This is a genomic window from Pseudorhizobium sp. NPDC055634 (assembly GCF_053618655.1).
Genome location: NZ_JBSHHW010000005.1, coordinates 40,826 through 61,189 on the forward strand (window position 1 = coordinate 40,826; position 20,364 = coordinate 61,189).

At 64.7% G+C, this 20,364-nt stretch carries 21 protein-coding genes; 7 read left to right on the forward strand and 14 right to left on the reverse strand.

All coding sequences use genetic code 11. The features are described from left to right. Positions 1-12: 12 nt before the first annotated feature. From ACWGPT_RS09680 to ACWGPT_RS09690, 3 genes are all read right to left on the reverse strand, one after another. Positions 13-831 (reverse strand): ABC transporter permease, encoded by an 819-nt coding sequence (locus ACWGPT_RS09680; RefSeq protein WP_452605382.1) that lies wholly within the window; start codon positions 829-831, stop codon positions 13-15. Then, a complete protein-coding gene (locus ACWGPT_RS09685; RefSeq protein ID WP_452605383.1) occupies positions 828-1,616 on the reverse strand; it encodes an ABC transporter ATP-binding protein in 789 nt (262 codons plus the stop codon). The genes ACWGPT_RS09680 and ACWGPT_RS09685 overlap by 4 nt, the downstream gene beginning before the upstream one ends. A gap of 111 nt (positions 1,617-1,727) precedes the next feature. Continuing rightward, positions 1,728-2,759 carry an ABC transporter substrate-binding protein gene (locus tag ACWGPT_RS09690; RefSeq protein WP_452605384.1) on the reverse strand — a complete coding sequence of 344 codons (1,032 nt, stop codon included), beginning with the start codon at positions 2,757-2,759 and terminating at the stop codon, positions 1,728-1,730. Positions 2,760-3,010: 251 nt separating this feature from the next. Here ACWGPT_RS09690 and ACWGPT_RS09695 point away from each other — a divergent pair, with 251 nt between their 5' ends. The 5 genes from ACWGPT_RS09695 to ACWGPT_RS09715 all read left to right on the forward strand — a co-directional run bounded on the left by ACWGPT_RS09695 (position 3,011) and on the right by ACWGPT_RS09715 (position 9,569). Then, positions 3,011-5,713 (forward strand): DUF2339 domain-containing protein, encoded by a 2,703-nt coding sequence (locus ACWGPT_RS09695; protein ID WP_452605385.1) that lies wholly within the window; start codon positions 3,011-3,013, stop codon positions 5,711-5,713. Then, positions 5,710-6,360: an HD domain-containing protein gene (locus ACWGPT_RS09700; protein ID WP_452605386.1), complete on the forward strand. Its 651-nt coding sequence runs from the start codon at positions 5,710-5,712 to the stop codon at positions 6,358-6,360. The genes ACWGPT_RS09695 and ACWGPT_RS09700 overlap by 4 nt, the downstream gene beginning before the upstream one ends. Positions 6,361-6,369: 9 nt before the next feature. After that, positions 6,370-7,218: an MOSC domain-containing protein gene (locus tag ACWGPT_RS09705; protein WP_452605387.1), complete on the forward strand. Its 849-nt coding sequence runs from the start codon at positions 6,370-6,372 to the stop codon at positions 7,216-7,218. Positions 7,219-7,342: 124 nt separating this feature from the next. After that, a complete protein-coding gene (locus ACWGPT_RS09710; RefSeq protein WP_452605388.1) occupies positions 7,343-8,239 on the forward strand; it encodes a DMT family transporter in 897 nt (298 codons plus the stop codon). Positions 8,240-8,339: 100 nt separating this feature from the next. Beyond that, positions 8,340-9,569, forward strand: a complete 1,230-nt coding sequence (locus ACWGPT_RS09715; protein WP_452605389.1) for an MFS transporter — start codon at positions 8,340-8,342, stop codon at positions 9,567-9,569. Here the strand turns inward: ACWGPT_RS09715 and recO are convergent, their stop codons facing one another. Beyond that, positions 9,570-10,322: a DNA repair protein RecO gene (recO, locus tag ACWGPT_RS09720; protein ID WP_452605390.1), complete on the reverse strand. Its 753-nt coding sequence runs from the start codon at positions 10,320-10,322 to the stop codon at positions 9,570-9,572. A 149-nt stretch (positions 10,323-10,471) separates the two neighbouring features. On the opposite strand from recO, the gene ACWGPT_RS09725 reads away from it, so the two are divergent. Then, positions 10,472-10,843, forward strand: a complete 372-nt coding sequence (locus ACWGPT_RS09725; protein ID WP_452605391.1) for a hypothetical protein — start codon at positions 10,472-10,474, stop codon at positions 10,841-10,843. Between the two features lie 6 nt (positions 10,844-10,849). On the opposite strand, the gene era is transcribed toward ACWGPT_RS09725, so the two are convergent. The 7 genes from era to rpoZ form a co-directional block, all read right to left on the reverse strand. Continuing rightward, positions 10,850-11,788 carry a GTPase Era gene (era, locus tag ACWGPT_RS09730; RefSeq protein WP_452605392.1) on the reverse strand — a complete coding sequence of 313 codons (939 nt, stop codon included), beginning with the start codon at positions 11,786-11,788 and terminating at the stop codon, positions 10,850-10,852. An 8-nt stretch (positions 11,789-11,796) separates the two neighbouring features. After that, positions 11,797-12,513: a ribonuclease III gene (gene rnc, locus ACWGPT_RS09735; protein ID WP_452605393.1), complete on the reverse strand. Its 717-nt coding sequence runs from the start codon at positions 12,511-12,513 to the stop codon at positions 11,797-11,799. Continuing rightward, positions 12,514-13,260: a signal peptidase I gene (lepB, locus tag ACWGPT_RS09740; RefSeq protein WP_452605394.1), complete on the reverse strand. Its 747-nt coding sequence runs from the start codon at positions 13,258-13,260 to the stop codon at positions 12,514-12,516. 76 nt (positions 13,261-13,336) lie between these two features. Further along, positions 13,337-13,741: a holo-ACP synthase gene (gene acpS / locus ACWGPT_RS09745; RefSeq protein WP_452605395.1), complete on the reverse strand. Its 405-nt coding sequence runs from the start codon at positions 13,739-13,741 to the stop codon at positions 13,337-13,339. A gap of 146 nt (positions 13,742-13,887) precedes the next feature. Next, on the reverse strand, positions 13,888-14,040 hold the full coding sequence (locus ACWGPT_RS09750) for a DUF3563 family protein (RefSeq protein ID WP_452605396.1): 153 nt from the start codon (positions 14,038-14,040) through the stop codon (positions 13,888-13,890). Positions 14,041-14,160: 120 nt separating this feature from the next. Next, positions 14,161-16,374 (reverse strand): RelA/SpoT family protein, encoded by a 2,214-nt coding sequence (locus ACWGPT_RS09755; RefSeq protein WP_452605397.1) that lies wholly within the window; start codon positions 16,372-16,374, stop codon positions 14,161-14,163. Between the two features lie 103 nt (positions 16,375-16,477). Then, a complete protein-coding gene (gene rpoZ, locus ACWGPT_RS09760; RefSeq protein ID WP_452605398.1) occupies positions 16,478-16,891 on the reverse strand; it encodes a DNA-directed RNA polymerase subunit omega in 414 nt (137 codons plus the stop codon). 285 nt (positions 16,892-17,176) lie between these two features. On the opposite strand from rpoZ, the gene ACWGPT_RS09765 reads away from it, so the two are divergent. Continuing rightward, positions 17,177-17,752 carry a LabA-like NYN domain-containing protein gene (locus ACWGPT_RS09765; RefSeq protein WP_452605399.1) on the forward strand — a complete coding sequence of 192 codons (576 nt, stop codon included), beginning with the start codon at positions 17,177-17,179 and terminating at the stop codon, positions 17,750-17,752. Positions 17,753-17,761: 9 nt separating this feature from the next. Here the strand turns inward: ACWGPT_RS09765 and ACWGPT_RS09770 are convergent, their stop codons facing one another. The 3 genes from ACWGPT_RS09770 to dapA form a co-directional block, all read right to left on the reverse strand. Continuing rightward, positions 17,762-18,730, reverse strand: coding sequence for a lysylphosphatidylglycerol synthase transmembrane domain-containing protein (locus ACWGPT_RS09770; protein WP_452605400.1), 969 nt, complete (start codon positions 18,728-18,730; stop codon positions 17,762-17,764). 125 nt (positions 18,731-18,855) lie between these two features. After that, entirely contained in the window at positions 18,856-19,332 is a 477-nt protein-coding gene (smpB, locus tag ACWGPT_RS09775; protein WP_452605401.1) for an SsrA-binding protein SmpB, read from the reverse strand. A 102-nt stretch (positions 19,333-19,434) separates the two neighbouring features. After that, a complete protein-coding gene (gene dapA, locus ACWGPT_RS09780; protein WP_452605402.1) occupies positions 19,435-20,319 on the reverse strand; it encodes a 4-hydroxy-tetrahydrodipicolinate synthase in 885 nt (294 codons plus the stop codon). Between the last annotated feature and the right edge of the window lie 45 nt (positions 20,320-20,364).

Consider the following 20,364-nt stretch of genomic DNA (forward strand, 5'->3'; position numbering starts at 1 on the left):
CTTGCCGTTTAATCAGTTCGCCATGGTGGAGCGGTGCGCCCAACCGGTCATCCGCTTCTCGATCCACGCCATCAGCGCGTACATGGCGATCCCCTCGACGGCGAGCGCGAGGAGCCCGGCAAAAACCAGCGGGACGTTGAACTGGCTCTGGGCCGAGCTCATCATGTTGCCGAGACCGTAGTTGGCGGCAACCGTCTCGCTCAGCACGGAGCCCACGAAGGCGAGCGTGATGGCGATCTTCAGCGATCCGAAAAAGTAGGGCATCGAACGGGGGATGCCGACCTTCAGCATGATGTCGATCTTGCGCGCGCCCAGCGCCCGCAGCACATCCTCGGTCTCCGGCTCGATCGTGGCGAGCCCGGTCGCGACGTTGACGACGATCGGGAAGAAGGAGATCAGGAAGGCGGTGATCACCGCCGGGATGGTGCCGATGCCGAACCAGATGACGAGGATCGGTACCACGGCCACCTTCGGGATCGCGTTGAAGCCGATCATCAGCGGGTAGAGCCCGGCATAGATGGTCTTCGACCAGCCGATGAAGAGGCCAAGCGCCAATCCGCCGGCGACCGCAAGGGCAAAGCCGAGCGTGGTGGTGAACAGCGTCTGCAGCGAGTTCTTCCAGATCGCCGACCAGTATTGCACGACGGCCTCGAACACGCGGCTCGGCGCCGGCAATACGGTGACCGGGGTATCGAGCGCGATCACCAGCAGTTCCCAGCCGGCAAACAGGCCGAGCGTGTAGAGCCAGGGGGCAGCCCGCACCCAGTTGATGCGCAGCGGCTTTGCCTTGGGCGGCACGGTTGGCGTGGTGGTTTCGGTGACGATGGTCATGCCGCCACCCTCGCGCTGGCGATTTCGCCGTGCAGTTCGTGGACGAGGTCGTTGAAGCGTTTCTCGTACATGACCTCCAGATCGCGGGGTCGCTCGAAGGGGACGTGGTGCTCGCGCAGGATGCGGCCGGGGCGCGCGCTCATCACGAAGATCTTGTCGGCGAGGAAGGCGGCCTCGCGCAGGTCATGCGTGACGAGGACGATGGTGACGCCCTGCGCCGCGTGCAGGTCGCGGATCACGCACCAGAGTTCTTCGCGCGTGAAGGCGTCGAGCGCGCCGAAGGGCTCGTCGAGCATGAGGAGTTCCGGCTCGTGGATCAGCGCGCGACAGAGATTGGCGCGCTGCTGCATGCCGCCGGACAACTGCCAGGGGAACTTGGCGCCGAAACCCTTGAGGCCCACGAGTTCCAGGAGATGCTCCGCCTTCGCGACATATTCCTTCTTGTTTGCCCGCAGGCGGTGGCGGTGCTTCTCGACGATCTCCAGCGGCAGGAGGATGTTCTCGAGCGTGGTGCGCCACGGAAGCATGGTCGGGTTCTGAAACGCCATGCCGACGATCGAGACCGGCTGCGTGACCTGCCGCCCCGCGACGATGACGGTCCCCTTCTGCGGGATGTGAAGCCCGGTGACGAGCTTCATCAGGGTGGACTTGCCGCAGCCCGACGGTCCGACGACGGCGGCGAAATCGCCCTTGCCGACCCGCATGGTGAGGCCCGAGACGGCGAGCGTGCCTTCCGCGCCGCCATACCGCATGTCGACGTCGTCGATGGAAACGAGGTAGGACATCGTCTTCTTCTTCTGCTCATGGGAGCGCCCTGGCGCCCCGGTTCGCCCTATGGGCACCCTCCCCCGAAACCCCGGGGGAAGGTCCTGGTGACGGATGGGACGTCGCGCCGATTACGGCAGCATCCGGTCTTCCTTGGCGGGCAGGAAGCTCGGGTCGAACACCTGGTCCGCCTTCACATTGCCCTTCAGGCCCATGGAGACCTTGAGGGTCTCGATGGAGGCGCCGAGGCGATCCATGTCGACGCCGCCGAAGCCGTTCTCGACGACATAGGGCGTCTTGATGTTCATGGCGTTCGCCATACCGAGGCGCTCGACCTCGATGTCGACGTTGAGCGTCTCGTTGCGTTTCAGGACGGCAGCCGCACCTTCTTCCGGATTGGCGACGGCATCGGCAAAGCCCTTGGCCAGCGCCCGGAGGAAGCCCTTGACCGCCTCGGGGTTTTCGGCCGCGAAGTCGGTGTTCACCATCACGGAGTTGCCGTAGAGGTTGAGACCGTTCTCCGCCATCAGGATGGTGGCGATGTCGTCGTCGCCGATGCCCTGCGCCTTGAGGTTGAGGATCACCGAGAAGGCGAAGCCGAAGACCGCGTCGACATCGCCCTTGGCGAGCATGGGCTCGCGCACGGGAAAGCCGATCGATTCGATGACGATATTGCTGTCGTCGATCGCGGCGGCCTCCTTGAAGGCCTTCCACTGCGCAAACGCGCCATCCGGCGGCGGGGCGCCGAGCTTCTTGCCTTCCAGCGACTTCGGATCCTCGGTGACGCCGAGCGACTTGCGCCCGACCACGGCAAACGTCGGACGTTCATAGACCATCATGACCGCCCGAACCTTCTGGGACGGATCCTCATCGAGGAACTTGATCAGCGAATTGATGTCGCCGAAGCCCATCTGGTAGGTGCCGGTCGCCACGCGCGGGATCGCCTCCACCGAGCCATTGCCGGTGTCGATGGTCACGTCGAGGCCTTCCTCCTTGAAGTAGCCCTTGTCGGCCGCAAGCAGGAAGCCGGCAGCCGGGCCTTCGAACTTCCAGTCGAGCGTGAACTTGATGGCGGTCTCCGCAAGCGCGGCCGAAGGCAGGCCGAGGCCGGCGGCCACGACCGCGGCGGTCGCGAGCTTGGTGATGTGTCTGCGCGTGAACATTTTTTTGTGGTCCCCCTGCTGGTGTCTTGATGCCTCATTCAAAACAGCAAGACGATCCGTGTGCAAGCGATATCTGCCTAGATTTTCACCAAAACTTTAGTCGCACATTGTTTGAACAGTTGCGCGCACTGCGCAGGTGCAGCGTGCCCGCGACGGAGGCACGCGGCCGACGTTTATCGGTCCCCTCCACGGTTTTGGTTTTCGCCGCCGGCATGTATAAGCAGGAACATTTTCGGGACCGGGCGACATTCATGGAACTGCTTCTGCTCATCGCCGTCGTGCTGGCAATCGTCTGGCAAAGGAAGACCTCGCACCGGCTCGCCAGGGTCGAGGACGAACTTGTCGCGGTGCGCAAGCGAATCGACACGCTCGCTCCCCTGCCCCGTGAGAACACGGAAAGCCGGGACAGCATTGCCGAAATCGCCGATGTCGCCGGGCCTTCGCCCGAGCAGAGCGTGGAGGTAGCCGCAGCAGGCGCACAGCTGACGGTCCAGGAACCGGCGGGCAAGGTTCAGCCTCCTGTCGTCGACAAGGCGGCACGGGACACGTTGGAGAGCAATCTCGGCGCGCGCTGGGCCGTGTGGGTGGGCGGCGTCGCGCTGGCGCTCGGGGGCGTCTTCCTCATCCGCTACTCGATCGAGAGCGGCTTGATCGGACCCCGGGCACGTCTCGTCCTGGCAGGACTGTTCGGCCTCCTCCTCGTCGGCGCCGGAGAAACCATCCGCCGCCGGATGGCGACATCGATCGCGGAACGCTACGGCAATGCGATGATCCCGGGGGCACTGACGGCCGCCGGCGCGATCACGCTTCTCGGCGCCACCTATGCCGCCCACGGCTATTACGGTTTCATCGGACCGACGCCGGCCTTCCTGCTGCTTGCGGTGATCTCGTTCGCAACCCTTGCCCTGTCGCTGCTGCACGGCCAGGCGCTCGCCGGACTGGGACTGGCGGGATCGCTGCTGACGCCCGCTTTCGTCGCCTCCAGCGCTCCTGATCCGTGGATATTCTTCGGCTTCCTCGCATTGGCCTGGCTCGGAACGGCCGCCGCCGCCCGGCTGCGCGGCTGGACGCTCGTGCCGATGCTGGCCAATCTTGGCCTCGGCGCATGGATCATTCTCTATCTCTTCGAGACCTACCCGCCGGACGTGACGCAGCCGACGCTCGCCTTGCTGGTGATGATCGCCGGGACGGCCTTCGTCTGGCCGGGCCGCGGGACTGACGAGCCGCCTGCCGCCGAGACCTGGTGGCGCTTCCTCCGGCGTCGTCCGCTCGGGATCAGCCTGTCGCTGTCGATCGTCACGGTGATTTCGGCGCTCACCATGATGGCCGCCAACGACGTATGGTCGATCATCCCGCCCTTCGCCGCGGCCTCGCTTGTCGCGGCCCTTGCGGCGCTCGGCGCGGCGCGATCCTACGCCGTCTGGCCGGCGGTGCTTTCAGCGGTCGGCGCCGTCGCCTGCATCGGGCTGATGACGATCATCCTCCTCGACAACGCTCCGATACCGATGGTCGATGGCGGGACGGCGCCGCCCCTCACCTTCGGCCTGGAGATTGCGATAAGCCTTGGCCTCGGCGCGCTCTTCACCTTCCTCGGCTACGTCTTCCTGCGTCGCGCCGGCGACCGGGAGCCGAAATTCGCGGCCCTTTGGGCACTCTCCATGTCGGCGGTGCCGGTCGCGCTGGCGACGATCAGCCTCCTGAATTTCGGCAACCTGTCCACGGACTGGGTGCACGGTCTCTACGGACTGGCGCTCGGAGCCGTGCTGCTCGCCATCGCCCGGCTGCGGATGGGGCAGAGCCATGCGGGCGAAGCGGACCGGGCCGCCAATCTCGTGGCGCTGGGCTCCTTCGGCGCAATCGCTTTCGGCCTCCATGCGCTGACGACCGGCGCCGCGACGACGATCCTGGTCGCGATTGCCGGCTTCGCCTATGTGCTGGCGACGCGCTGGCGGCCGTGGCCGGCCTTTCCGTGGGTGATGGGCGCGGCGATCCTCCTCGTGTTCGCCCGCATCGCCTGGGATCCGACCCTGGTCGGTCCGGACCAGCTCGGCACCACGCCGTTCTGGAATGCGCTCCTGCCGGGCTACGGCATTCCGGCCGTCCTCGCCGTTCTCGCCGCCTACCTGCTGCGTGACTGGCCGGGCCGACGGGCGCTGAACTTCCTCCAGGCGCTCGCCGCGCTGATGGTGATGACGGCGCTTGCCGTCCTCGTGCGCCATGCGATGAACGGCGGCGTTCTCGACGACCGGGTGCCGACGCTCGGCGAGCAATCGATCTACACGCTGCTGACGATAGGCCTCGCCGCAACCCTGATGACGCTCGACACGCGCGCCCCGAGTCCCGTCTTCCGCTACGGCTCGATGTTTGCCGGGGTGATCGCCACCGTGAACGTGCTGTCGCTCCACGTCTTCGCGCTCAACCCGTATTTCAGCGGCGAGAGCACCGGGGAATGGCCCTTCGTGAACCTGCTTCTGATCGGCTACCTCATGCCGGCTCTCTGCTATGCGGGGATTGCCTATGACGCCCGCGACAAGCGTCCCGCACCCTATGTCATGATGCTGGCCCTCGCGGGTTCGCTGCTCGGCTTCTTGTGGGCGACGCTTTCGGTCCGCCGCTTCTGGCACGGCGAGAACATCGCCGGCTGGAAGGATTTCCTGCCGAACGAGACCTACTCCTATTCCGTCGTCTGGCTGCTGATCGGCGTCGTGCTGCTGGTCGTCGGATCGCGGCTTGACGCGAGGAGCCTGCGGCTTGCCTCCGCGGGGCTGGTCATCATCACGGTGCTGAAGGTCTTCCTGATCGACATGTCCAACCTCGAGGGCATATTGCGGGCGCTTTCCTTCATCGGGCTCGGCATCGTGCTGATGGGGATCGGCCTCTTCTACCAGAAGATCCTCGCCCGCCGCCCGGCCTCCCCGCCGGAACCGCCGCCGACGTCCGAGAGCAAGTCATGAGCGGCTCGTTCGCACAGGCATTCGCGCCCCACGAGGCGCTTGCCGAAGCGCTTCTGCCGCATGCCACGGAAGGGGACGATGGGTCCCACGACGTCGCTCACCTGATCCGCGTCTTCCGCAATGCCATGCGCATCCACGCCGTGGAAGGCGGGGACGAGCGTATCCTTGCCGCGGCCGTCATGCTGCACGACTGCGTTGCCGTCGAGAAGAACTCGCCCTTGCGCGCCGAAGCCTCCCGCCTGGCCGCCGAAAAGGCCTCCGCCATCCTCGAAACGCTGGGATGGGTGGCGGCCGACATCGCCGCCGTTGCCCACGCCATCACCGCGCACAGCTTTTCCGCCAAGGTCGAGCCGGAGACGATCGAAGCCAGGGTGCTGCAGGATGCCGACCGGCTGGATGCGATCGGCATGATCGGCGCCGCCCGGTGCTTCTATATCGCGGGCCGGATGGGCTCGGGCCTCTACGACCCCGCCGATCCGCTCGCGAAGGACAGGCCGCTCGACGACAGGCGTTTTGCCATCGACCATTTCGAGGCTAAGCTGTTCCGGCTTGCCGACGGGTTCCGAACGCAGACCGGACGCCGTCTCGCCGAGGAGCGGCACGAGCGCCTCGCCCACGTGCTGGAACTCTTCCTCGACGAAATCTGAAGGTTTTCCATGAAGGTCAGCGAACTCAACGTCTACCCCCTGAAGAGCGGCCGCGGGATCGCCTTGACGGAGGCCGAAATCGGCCCGGCCGGCATTCCAGGCGACCGCGTTATGATGGTGACGGGTCCAGACGGCATGTTCATCACCCAGCGCGAACTGCCGGCGCTTGCCCGCCTCCGCGTCACGCCGCAGGCATCCTCGGTCGAGATCGGGATGGACGGCGCGGAAAGCATCACGGTCGACAGGCCCGATCCGGCCCGGCGCATGGACGTCGTCGTGTGGAAATCCCCGGTTTCGGCGGCGGTTGCCGGCGAGGAGGCGAACAGGACGCTTTCCCGCTGGCTGGGGCGGGACGTGCGGCTCGTCTTCTTCGACAACCAGTCCCGCCGCACGGCCAGCAGCGACTGGGCGGGCGAGGACACGCCGGTGACCTTCGCGGACGGATACCAGGTGCTGATCACCACGACTGCCTCGCTTGCGGCGATCAATGCCGACATGCGCGCGCATGGCGAGGGCGAGATCGGCATGGAGCGCTTCCGCCCGAACATCGTCGTCGAGACCGACGAAGCCTGGGCGGAGGACGGCTGGGACGCGGTCGAGATCGCGGGCATCACCTTCGATCTGGTCAAGCCCTGCGCCCGCTGCATCATGACGACACAGGACCAGCAGACCGGCTCGCGCGAAGTCGCAAGCCCGATGGCGGCCATGGGGCGCATCCGCATGTCGGCGGACCGCCGGGTTCCCGGCCCGCTCTTCGGCTGGAACGCCGTGCCGCGCCAGACCGGCCGCATCCGCCTCGGCGAAGAAGTCCGGGTGATATCGCGCAAGGAAATGCCCTGGCAGTTAAAAAGACGCTGAATCTGCCCTTGCCAGAGATCGGGTGATCGGTATCCTCGATCGCGGAGTTGTCAGACAACCTGCCTCCTCCGTTCATGGCCGTAGCGGGGGATAGCCCGGCGGCTCTTCAGGGACTGCATTCTACATGACATCTCGGGCGACCGGTCTCGTCTTCGCGCTGATGGCGGTGACGATCTTCTCCATCCAGGACGGTGTTTCCAAGCATCTTGCCGACAACTATCCGGCCGTCTTCATCGCCATGATGCGCTACTGGGCCTTCGCGGCCTTCGCCCTGGCCTTCGCGAGCCGCTCCCGCGGGGGGATAAGGGGCACGGCGACCACGCCGCGACCTTGGCTGCAGGTCTTTCGCGGCGTGCTGCTCGCCGCCCAGATCGTCGTCGCCATAACCGCCTTTGCCGTCGTCGGCCTTGCCCAGAGCCAGGCGATCTTCCAGTCGGCCCCGCTGATGGTGGCGCTCCTGTCCATGCCGCTTCTGGGCGAGCGCGTCGGCTGGCGCCGCTGGACCGCGATCGGCGTCGGCTTTCTCGGCGTGCTCCTCATCCTCAAGCCGGAAGCGGGCGGCTTCGACGTCGGCCTGCTGCTGCCGATCGCCGGCGCCGTCATCTACAGCCTCTATTCCATCACCACGCGGCTTGCGAGCCGCACCGACACCGCCAATACCAGCTTCTTCTACACCGGGGTTGCCGGGGCGGTGGCGATCTCGCTCATCGGGCCGTTCTACTGGACGAGCTTCGAAGGCAACGACGGCTGGCTGATGCTTCTCCTCTGCGTCCTGGGCGTGGCCGGGCATTACCTGCTGATCCGCGCCTTCGACTACATCGACGCGGTGATCGTCCAGTCGATGTCCTACCTGCAGTTGGTTCTGGTCACCATGATCGGCGTCTTCATCTACGGCGAGACACTCGGCTTCAACATGGTCGCCGGCTCGATCATCGTCGTCGCCGCGGGCCTCTTCACCATCTACCGGGAAGCGCGGTCGGGGCGCCGCGCTGTGAAGATCGACCCGCCCGGCGAACTCTGACATCCATCAATTTCGATGATGAATGACTGAGGAAAACTGACTTTGTCGCCATCCGCCGCGGCGATATGGTGCCTGACGTGACTCAAGCTGGAGCGATCCGATGACGCAGCCCGCCCAACACAACCCGATGCCCTGGCTGATCATCGTCGCCGGTTCGCTGATTGCCGTCCTGACCTTCGGGCCGCGCTCGGCCATGGGCTTCTTCCAGCTTCCCATGCTTGCCGATACCGGCTGGGACCGCTCGACCTTCGGACTCGCCATGGCCGTCCAGAACCTGAGCTGGGGTCTTGGCCAGCCGATCTTCGGGGCGCTCGCCGACAGGTACGGCACGGGCCGCATGCTCGCGCTCTCCGGCGTCCTCTACGCGGTCGGCCTCGTCCTCATGGCGACTGGGACGTCGATCGTGGGGCTCTATATCGGCGGCGGCGTGCTTGTGGGACTTGCGGTCGCGGCCGGTTCGTTCGGCGTCATCCTGTCGGCATTCGCGCGCAACGTGACGCCGCAGCAGCGGTCCTTCGCATTCGGCATCGGAACGGCCGCGGGATCGGCGGGCATGTTCCTGTTCGCCCCGCTGAGCCAGGGCCTGATCTCCACCTACGGATGGTCGGACAGCCTCGTGATCATGGCCGGGCTGATGCTGCTCGTGCCGCTTCTCGCTTATCCCCTGCGCGGCAACGCCTCCTCCGGCACGCAGTCGCAGGCGGAGTTCAAGCAGACCACCGGCGAGGCGCTGCGCGAAGCGTTCGGCCACCAGAGCTACCTTCTTCTCGTCAGCGGCTTCTTCGTCTGCGGCTTCCAGGTGGCGTTCATCACGGCCCATTTCCCGGCCTATCTCGGCGATATCGGCATTGCGGCCAGCTATGCGGTGATCGCCATGGCGCTGATCGGCTTCTTCAACATCATCGGCTCACTGGCGGCCGGGGTGATCGGCCAGCATTACTCGAAGCCGCATTTCCTCGCCTATATCTATATCGGCCGGTCGATCGCGGTGACGGCCTTCCTCCTGCTTCCGCAGTCGCCGTTCTCCGTCATCGTGTTCTCGATCGTCATGGGGCTTCTGTGGCTCTCCACCGTGCCGCCGACGAACGCGCTGGTGGCGATCATGTTCGGCACACGTCATCTCGGTATGCTCGGCGGCATCGTGTTCCTCTCCCACCAGGTCGGGTCGTTCCTCGGTGTCTGGATGGGCGGCTATCTCTACGACCGCTTCGGCTCCTACGATCCGGTCTGGTGGTTCGGCGTGGTGCTCGGCCTGTTCGCCGCGATCGTTCACTGGCCGATCCGCGAGAAGGCGGTGACGCGCCCCCTGCCCGAGGCCCAGCCCGCCTGATCAGCCGGCCCGCTTTTCCTCGTCGAGCGCCAGCGCCTTGAGGGCCGCCTGGACGAAGCCGTCGCGTGCGGCGTTCTCGACGATCCCGCGCGGCTCGTAGATGTGTCGATGGAGGAAGAAGCCGGTGAGCCGGAAGGCCTGGGCCATGCTGGCGGCATCGGCCGCGTTCGTCGCGCCGTCGCGCAGAAAGCCCGGCAGCGCTAGAAGACGGTCCGCATAGGGAGCGCCCGCCGCGCCGCAGACCGCCCGACCGGACTTCGGCGAGACGTATCGCAGGTCCTCCAGCGAGCCGGTGGCGGCGCATTCCGTCAGGTCGAGGCCGTAGCCGAGGTCGTTGAGGATCGCCAGTTCGAAGCGGATGAACAGTTCGCCGGCGTCGGCGGGGTCGTCCATCGTCTCCAGGATGACGTCGAGCGCCTCGTAGAGGTGCGGATGGGGGTCACGCTCCGGAAGGAGCCGCAGGAGGGCGCCCATGGCCTGCACGGCATAGACCGACGTCGCCCGCTCCATCAGCCGGGCGGCCCGCAGGCGCAGCGGCTCCAGCTTGAATTCGCCGAGATGTTCGTCGAGCCTCGCCCGCCAGACCGCTTCGACGCGATTTCCGGGCTGGAGGACGGGCTGCATGCTGCGCGATCGGCCGGAGCGGACAAGGCCGAGATGCCGGCCGCGCGAGCGCGTCATCACCTCGGCGATGACGCTTGTCTCGCCGTGGCGCTTGACCCCGATTATGATCGCCTCGTCCTGCCACTGCATCGATATCTGGACCGCTTTACCGACGGCTTCAATTCTAGCCGATAAGTCCCTGCTGCCGAATCACATTTCTCGCCACATTATCGGCCCTGGCGGGAACAAAGTGCGGGGCTGCGGAATTGCCCCGGCGAATTCCGACCCCAGGAGCTTCCATGAAGTATCTTCCGTTCGCCTTCCTGATCGCCGCCTCCCCGACCCTGGCCCTCGCCCAGTCTCCGGACCTGGAAAAGGCCTGCGTTTCCGTGGCCCAGAACTTCCTTCTCGTTCCCGCGATCAAGACCGGAGTGGTCCAGTCCTTTCCCGAGCTCGATCCGCCCGGCGCAAGGCTGACCTATTCCACCCGCGAAAATCCCCAGCAGAGCGATTTCACCAACGAGATCGTCTGCGAGTTCGGCAGCGCGACGCCTCCCCTTGCCCTCACCCGCTTCTGCATCTCCGACACATGCTATTCGGAAAACGAGCAGGAGCCGGAGAACCGCCGGCGCTACCTCGAGGTGAAGGCGCTGATGGACCGGCAGAAATAGCCGGCCTCAGCCCTTCGGGAATTCGAGCCCCATTTCGCGGAAGCGGGCGGGATCGTCGCCCCAGTTTTCGCGGACCTTGACGAAGAGGAAGAGGTGGACGGGCTGTTCAAGGATCTCGGACAGCTCCTTGCGGGCGGCCGTCGAGATCGCCTTGATGGCCTCGCCGCCCTTGCCGAGAGCGATCTTCTTCTGGCTCTCGCGCTCCACGTAGATGACCTGTTCGATGCGGACGGAGCCGTCCTTGCGCTCTTCCCACTTCTCCGTCTCCACGTGGGAGGCGTAGGGGAGTTCCTGGTGAAGGCGCAGGAAGAGCTTCTCGCGAGTAATCTCCGCGGCGAGCTGGCGCATCGGCAGGTCCGATATCTGGTCCTCGGGGTAGTACCACGGTCCTTCCGGCAGGCGTTCGGCGAGGAAGTCCATCAGGTCCTCGCAGCCCGAGCCGGTGGTCGCGGAAATCATGAAGGTGCGCTCGAACTCGACCGCTTCGTTCGCGGTGGCCGCAAGCTTGAGCAGATCCTCCGCCTTCACCCGGTCGATCTTGTTCAGCACCAGGATCTTGGGCTGCTTGACCTCCTTCAGCCCCTCCAGGATGGCCTCCGCGTCACCGCGCAGGCCGCGCTCGCTGTCGATCAGCAGCATAATGACATCGGCATCCCTGGCGCCGCCCCATGCGGACGTCACCATCGCACGGTCCAGGCGGCGTCTCGGCTTGAAGATGCCGGGCGTATCCATGAAGACGATCTGCGCGTTATCGTGGATCGCGATGCCGCGGACGATCGCCCGCGTCGTCTGGACCTTGTGGCTGACGATCGATACCTTGGCGCCGACCAGACGGTTCAGCAGCGTCGACTTGCCCGCATTCGTCGGGCCGATGAGCGCCACGAAACCTGAGCGGGTTCCGGCTGCGTCGGTTTCGGAAGCGGTGATGTTCTCGTTATCTGTCATAATCCCAATCAACCTTCGGCAGAATTCTTCTGCCATACGCCTTCGCGTTCAAGCATTTTCGTGGCGGCCACCTGCTCGGCGGCGCGCTTGGAGCGGTCGATGCCCGTTTCGGGCGCCACTCCCCTGACCTCCACCCTCACCGTGAAGCGAGGGTCGTGATCCGGTCCGCTGCGGTCTTCGACATGGTAGGAAGGCGTCACGGCGAATTTCGCATGCGCCCATTCCTGCAGTTCGGTCTTGGCATCCCGCCGGGCGCCGTCGGCCCGCGCCGCGCGTTCCTTCCAGTTGCGCAGGATGAACTGGCGTGCGGCATCCAGCCCGCCGTCGAGATAGAGCGCGGCAATCAGGCTTTCGACCACATCGGCACGGACATTCAACATCCGGGTGCCGGTCAGCTTCTTAACGTCGGCGCCGGTGCGGATGAACCGGTGGAGGTGGAGTTCGTCGGCCACCTGCGCGCAGCTTTCGGCGCTGACGAGCTGGTTGAGACGGACCGACAGCTCTCCCTCGGTCGCCGCCGGAAAGGTCTGGAAGAGCATTTCCGCGACGCAGAGGCCGAGCACCCGGTCGCCCAGGAACTCGAGCCGCTCGTAGTTCGACGCCTTGGCCGAGCCGGTGCTCGCATGCGTCAGCGCGCGGTCGAGCCGCTGCTTGTCGGAGAATTGATGGCCGATCAGTTCCTCGAGCTTCGACCTGTCGTCAGCCGAAAGCGCCTTCGCCTTCATTCACTCGACACCCTTGAAGAGGCGGTCCCAGCGCATGTTGGCCGGCCACTTCCAGAATTCGCGGAAGGACGTGTCGTTGCCGACGGAGAAGAAGATGATCGAGGCACGGCCGATCAGGTTCTCGGCGGGCACGAAGCCGACGTCGAAACGGCTGTCCAGCGAATTGTCGCGGTTGTCGCCCATGAAGAAGTAATGGCCCTCGGGGACGATGAATTCGCGGGTGTCGTCGCCGCGCGAGTTCGGCACCTGGTCCAGCGTGTCGTAGGAGACGCCGTTGTCCAGCGTCTCGCGGAAGACCGGGACGTCGGAGCCGGGATCGAGGCGGTAGTCGGAGGTGAAGCCGCCGTTCGCCTGGCGACTGACCGGCTCGCCATTGATATGGAGCACGCCGTTCAGGACCTGGATGCGGTCACCCGGAAGACCGACGACCCGCTTGATGTAGTCCACGTCCGTGTCCGTCGGCAGGCGGAAGACGACGACGTCGCCGCGCTCCGGCTCGCTGGCGAAGATCCGGCCGTCGAAAATATCCGGCGAGAAGGGGAGCGAGTATTTCGAATAGCCGTAGGCGAACTTGTTGACGAAGATGTAGTCGCCGACAAGAAGCGTCGGCATCATCGAACCGGACGGAATGGTGAACGGCTGAAAAAAGACGGTGCGGATCACCATCGCCAGCAGCAGCGCCTGGATGATCACCTTGATGTTTTCCCAGAGGGCGCTTTGCTGCTTCTTGTCGGCTCTGTCGGACACTGGCGGTCTTTCTCTTCGGTCACTTCTTGCGGGTGTGTGGCACTCTCTAGCCCCTTCGCCGGGCGGCGGCAATGGTTCAATCGGTCGCCGGGCGGGCTTCGATGACGACAAAGGCCTGCGCGTAAGGGTATTCGTCGGTGATGGTGAGGTGGATCACGGCCTGGTGGCCGGGCGGCATCAGCTCGGCCAGAACGGCGGCCGCCCCGCCCGTGAGCGCCATGGTCGGCTTTCCGCTCGGCAGGTTGACGACGCCCATGTCCTTCCAGAACACGCCCTGCGCAAGACCGGTGCCCAGCGCCTTCGAACAGGCTTCCTTGGCGGCGAAGCGCTTCGCGTAGGAGGCGGCGCGATTGCGCCGGCGGTCCGACTTCGCCTGCTCGATTTCGGTAAAGCAGCGCTGGGTGAACCGCTCCCCGAACCTTTCCAGAGACTTCTCGATGCGACGGATGTCGATCAGGTCGCTGCCCATGCCTATGATCACGGCCCCTCCTTCCGGGAGGGGTCCCGGCGTATGCGGATGCTTCAGGCCCATGAATTGAGCATTGAGGAACGCAACGTCAAGCGCGTCGTCGCATCAGCCGCGCGGCGGCGACGGGATGCCACCTGAAACCGGCGCGGGGAAGCGCTCTAGAAACCCTTGCGGAACAGGCCGCGATCGATCTGGCGCTGGCGGTATTCCAGGTCAACGCGATCGACGGAATCGTTCAGGTATGCGAGTTCGCGCTCTTCGACGCTCCGGCCCCGCAGTGCGCGGGCCACTCTCTTGACGGGTCCAAACATCTTCTTCTCTCTAAACCGATAACCTCCCGCGCCAATATGGGGACATTCGCGTCCGTCCACCAATGCAGAGAGATTGCGCCTGCCCTGCTCTGCCGGCATGCCGACGAAGCAGGAGAAGGCTCAGTCGTAGAGGCGCTTGACCGTCGAGATGCAGTCGAGGTCCTTGAGCTGGGTGAGCAGCTGGTTGAGCTGGCGGAGATCCCATACTTCGACATCGATGACGATTTCGGAGAAGTCTGCGGCGACGCGGCCCATGTCGAGGTTGCGGATGTTGATGTCGAGACCGGCGATGGTCTGGGCGACCGTTGCAAGCGTGCCCGGCTCGTTCAGGGCGTTCATCAGTATCCGCGCCGTGAACCGGGACTTGTTGTCGTCGTCGAGGTCCCAACGCACGTCGATCCAGCGTTCCGGCTGGTCGTCGAAGTGCTGCAGCGCGGGCGCCTGGATCGGATAGATGGTGATCCGTCCCCCCTCTTCCATGATGCCGACGATGCGGTCGCCCGGCACGGCCCCGTTCGGCGCGAACTTCACCTGCATGCTGCTGGAGAGGCCGCGGATGGGAACGGGAGAACGTTCGTGTCCTTCGCTCCCGGCATCGCCCGCCGAGCGGCTCGGGACGCGGAACATCATGCCGGAGACGCTGCGCACGTTGAACCAGCCCTCGTCGGTCGACGGCTTCACGGTCACGCGCTCGTCCTTGTAGTCGGGATAGACCGCACGCATGACGTCGAGCGACGACAGCTCGCCGCGACCGACGGCGGCGATCGCGTCCTCCACGTCCTTCTGGCCGAGGCGATGGAGCGCGGGCTTCAGGCCCTCGCGGGAGAAGATCTTGCCGGCGCGGTCGAAGGTGCGCTCGAGTATCCGGTAGCCGAGGCCGGCATATTGCTTGCGGATGGCCATGCGCGTCGCCCGGCGGATGGCGGCGCGCGCCTTGCCGGTCACGACGATCTCCTCCCAGGCGGCGGGCGGAACCTGCACGCCGGAACGGATGATCTCGACCTCGTCGCCGTTGTTCAGCCGGGTCACCAGCGGCATGATGCGGCCGTTGATCTTGGCCCCGACCGTGGTGTCGCCGATATTGGTGTGGACGGCATAGGCGAAGTCGATCGGCGTCGCGCCCCGCGGCAGGGCGATCAGCTTGCCCTTCGGGGTGAAGCAGAAGACCTGGTCCTGGAAAAGCTCGAGCTTAGTGTGCTCGAGGAACTCTTCCGGGTTATCGCCTTCCGAGAGCGCCTCGATCGTATGGCGCAGCCATGAATAGGCGCTGGACTCCTTGGAGAGGAGTTCGTTGGCGCCGCCGTCCTTGTAGAGCGCGTGGGCCGCGATACCGTATTCGGCGATCTCGTGCATGCGCTTGGTGCGGATCTGCAGCTCGATGCGCTGGCGCGAGGGACCGACGATGGTCGTGTGGATCGACCGGTAGTCGTTCTGCTTCGGCGTCGAGATATAATCCTTGAACCGGCCCGGAACGACACGCCAGCGGGTGTGGACGATGCCGAGAGCCCGGTAGCAGGCCGGCACGTCGCCAACAATGATGCGGAAGCCATAGACGTCGGACAGCTGCTCGAACGACAGCGACTTCGACTGCATCTTGCGGAAGACGGAATAGGGCCTCTTCTGGCGGCCCTTCACGACCGCATCGGTCAGGCCGTTCGCCACCAGGAGATCGCGAAGTTCGTCCTCGATCTTGGTGATCAGGCCTTCGTTTCGCGTCGAAAGCTCCGCAAGCCGGTTCGTCACCGTCTCGTAGGCTTCGGGGTTCAGGTAGCGGAAGGACAGGTCTTCCAGTTCGTCGCGGACATCCTGCATACCCATGCGCCCGGCAAGCGGCGCGTAGATATCCATGGTTTCCTCGGATATCCTCGCCCGCTTCTCCGGGTTCATGTGCTCCAGCGTGCGCATGTTGTGGAGCCGGTCGGCCAGCTTGACGAGCAGGACGCGCACGTCGTCGGAAATGGCCAGCAGCAGCTTGCGGAGGTTCTCCGCCTGCTTTGCCTTCTTGGTGACGAGATCGAGCCTCTTGAGCTTCGTCAGCCCCTCGACGAGGCGACCGATATCCTCCCCGAAGAGCTCGTCGATCTCGGCACGCGTCGCCGTCGTATCCTCGATCGTGTCGTGCAGCAGGGCGACTGCGATCGTCGACTCGTCGAGATGCATGTCGGTGAGGATGGCCGCGACTTCCAGCGGATGCGAGATATAGGGATCGCCGCTCGCGCGCCTCTGCTGCCCGTGCTTCTGCATCGCATAGACATAGGCCTTGTTGAGCAGAGCTTCGTTGGCATCGGGCTTGTACTTCTGAACCCGCTCAACAAGCTCATATTGCCGCATCATGCCGGAAACGATCCTTACTAGAAAAACGAAAAGGCGCGCCGGATTGACACCGGCGCGGCCATCTTAATTCAGATAAGCTTTTTTGAGGCCAGAAGATGAACGATTAGTAATCGTCGCTCTTTTCCGGCGGAACAAGTCCTTCGATGCCGGCCAGGAGCTCTTCTTCCGACATCTGGTCGAAGGTCACGGCTTCCGGAGCATCTTCCTCTTCCTCGCCGCCTGCCGCGCCGCTCGTGGCGCCGGCATTGGCTGGCAGGAGCGACGACGCGTCGTGCTCGGGCTCGTCAACCTCGACATGCTTCTGCAAGGAGTGGATGAGGTCTTCCTTGAGGTCGTCGGGCGACAGGGTCTCGTCGGCGATCTCGCGCAGAGCGACAACCGGGTTCTTGTCGTTGTCGCGGTCTACCGTGATCGACGCACCCTGCGAGATCTGACGTGCACGATGACTGGCCAGAAGCACGAGCTCAAAGCGGTTGTCGACTTTATCGATGCAATCTTCTACGGTGACACGGGCCATTGCCTGTCCTTTGCGGTCGTTATCTCGGGAATTCAGACGCCCGATACAGGGATTGACCGGCGAATTCAAGTTTTTCCTGATCGGCGACCCGCCAGATCGCCGCCTTCGTGCCGCGGCGCGGAAGGCCTGTGACTTCAAAGTCCTTGGAGAAATCCGAATCGTGCCGTAAATGCGGTTATATCAAGTATTCGTAATTTACCCAGACATTATTCATCCCACCGTCTCCCCCGACGGGACGATGCAACCCTGCACAGCCAGGCAACGATAAAACCTGACGGAGGAAAAATGTTCGACCCCAGAGAGAAGATTGCGCTCTTCATAGACGGTGCGAATCTCTACGCCGCCTCAAAAAGCCTCGGCTTCGACATCGACTACCGCAAGCTGCTCAAGGCCTTCCAGAAGCGCGGCTATCTGCTGCGGGCCTATTACTACACCGCCCTGATCGAGGATCAGGAATACTCCTCCATCCGTCCCCTGATCGATTGGCTCGACTACAACGGCTACAAGGTCGTCACGAAGCCCGCCAAGGAATTCACCGATTCCATGGGGCGCCGGAAGATCAAGGGCAACATGGACATCGAGCTCGCGATCGATGCGATGGAGCAGTCCGAAACCGTCGACCATCTCGTGCTGTTTTCGGGCGACGGCGATTTCACCACGCTGGTGGAGGCGCTGCAACGCAAGGGCCGAAAGGTGTCCGTCGTCTCGACCATGACGACGCAGCCGCCGATGATCGCCGACGACCTACGCCGCCAGTCCGACCATTTCATCGACCTCGCCTCGCTGAGGGCGGAGATCGGTCGCGATCCTTCCGAGCGCCCGCAAAGGACCGCGGAGCCGAGCGAACCCTCGGCAGACTGAGACCTCTCCTCACCCGGCCGATCCGGCCTTCTGAAGAGACCCCGTCGATGCTCCCGCCGACGACCGCTTGCGGGCACGGAACACGGCCTCCGTCACCAGGGCGACGGGAATGCCGATCGCCAGCGGAATGAGGAAGTAGATGACCCTGAAGGCGACGAGCGAGCCGATCGAGGCCTGATCGCCCATCACATGGCGCACGGTCGCCTCCAGCACGCCGAGCCCGCCCGGCGCATGCGTGACGATGATCGCGACATTGGCAAGCACGTAGGCCGTCGCCGCCTTGAGGTAGCTGACGTCGGAGGCGGCCGCCATCACCTCCCGCAGGGCTGCGGCGACCAGCGCGAAGTTGAGCGTCCCGATCACCACCTGAGCAAGGGCGAGCCGCAGCGTCGGCATCTTGAACGTCCACTTCCGGATCCGCACGGGCGCCCTCGCGAACCTCGCCAACGCGAGATAGGCGGCAACCGTTGCCAGGCAGGCGGCGCCGATCGCCATGGCCGTGGCCTCGTTGACGCGCAGCACCTCGGCGGCATCGGCCGGGTTGATCAGCATGACGATGCCCGTCAGCATCGCAAGGCCCATCCCGACGGTGACACCGGAAAGTAGGACGATCTTCGCCACGTCCTCGGCATTCATGCCCCAGTGCGCGTAATAGCGGTACCGGAGGCCGCCGCTGCTCAGGCCCGCCAGCCCGACGCTCTGCCCGATGGACAGGCTGACGAAGGAGGCAAGCGCAATCTTCGGATAGGCGAGGTCGTTCTTCACGTAGCGCACGCCGGCCCAGTCGAAGCCGGTGAGGCAGAGATAGGACGCGGCACAGAAGCCCCCGGCCGCCGCAAGGTTGCCTGCGGGGATGTCCGAAACCGACTGCACGATGTCAGCCCAGGTGTATTCGCTGAAGATATTCCAGAGGAGATAGCCCGCAAGGCCGAGACCCAAGACGAGGGTGCCGTAGGTCAATATCGTTTTGCGCTTCATGAACCGGCTCACGTGAGAATGTGGCCGACAACGGCAGGACCGGGCTTTTGTTCCCGCTCGTGCCGCAGGGGCGCCAGGTGGCGACGAAGCCTGCGCCCGGGAGAGACCGCCTGGAAGCGGCGGTCTCAGTTCTCCTTCAGGAGCCTGCTCTTCTGGCGGTTCCAGTCGCGCTCCTTCGCCGTCTCCCGCTTGTCGTGGAGCTTCTTGCCCTTGGCGAGCGCCAGTTCGAGCTTCGCCCTGCCGCGGTCGTTGAAATAGACCTTGAGCGGCACGAGCGTCATGCCTTCCCGGTTGATGCCCGAGCGCAGCCGGTTGATCTCCCGCTTGCTGAGCAGGAGCTTGCGGCGGCGGCGCGGCTCGTGATTGAAGCGGTTGGCCTGGAGATATTCCGGGAGATAGGCGTTGATTAGCCAGATCTCGTCGCCTTCGTCGGACGCATAGGACTCGGCGATGTTCGCCTTTCCCTCGCGCAGCGACTTGACCTCCGTCCCGGTCAGGACAAGGCCGGCCTCATAGGTGTCCATGATTTCATAGTTGAAGCGGGCCTTGCGGTTTTCCGCGACAATCTTGTTCACCGTTCTCTGGCTGCCTTTGGGGGCCATCTGTCTCCACCGTGCCCTTCCCTAGCTGGTATCGCCGCGGGAGGGCATTCCCGGGCCATGCGTCATGTAATGCGGGCGCGCACGAAAGTGAAGCAGCCCGGACTAGTTGAGGAGGCCCGCATGGCGAAGGGCCGCATCGATCGCGGCCTCCGTCGACGGCTCGACCGACGACATCAGCGGCGAGCGGACCGTCCGGTTGACGCCTCGCGTCCGCCACAGCCCGTGCTTGGCGCCGCAGACGCCCGGCTCGAGGAAGATCGCCTTGTGGAGCGGCATCAGCCGGTCCTGGTATTCCAGCGCCTTGGCGAAATCGCCGGCAAGCATCGCCGCCTGGAATTCGGCACAGAGCCGCGGGGCGACGTTCGCCGTGACCGAGATGCATCCGACGCCGCCATGGGCGTTGAAGCCCAGGGCCGTCGCGTCTTCGCCGGAAAGCTGGATGAAATCCTTGCCACAGGCGATGCGCTGTTCCGAAACGCGCTCGATCTTGCCCGTGGCATCCTTGACGCCGGCGATATTCCTGTGGGCCTTTGCGAGCGCGCCCATGGTTTCAGGCGTCATGTCGATCACCGAGCGGCCCGGGATGTTATAGATGAAGATCGGCAGCGACACGGCCTCGGCGATGGCGGAGAAATGGGCGAAAAGCCCCTTCTGGGTAGGCTTGTTGTAATAGGGGGTGACGACCAGGAGCGCGGCGGCGCCGGCCTTCTCGGCATGGGTCCCAAGCTCGATCGCTTCCCGGGTGTTGTTCGAGCCGGCGCCTGCGATCACCGGAACGCGTCCGGCCGCAACCTCGATGCAGAGTTCGACGACACGCTTGTGTTCCGCATGGGAAAGAGTGGGGGATTCACCGGTCGTACCGACGGGAACAAGGCCGCTGCTGCCTTCGGCGATCTGCCATTCCACATGATCGGCGAAAGCGCGTTCGTCCACCGCTCCCTCCGCCGTGAAAGGCGTGACGAGTGCGGGCATCGATCCCTTGAACATGCATAAACTCCCACCGGCCGGCAGTTCACGCTTCGGCCGCATTCC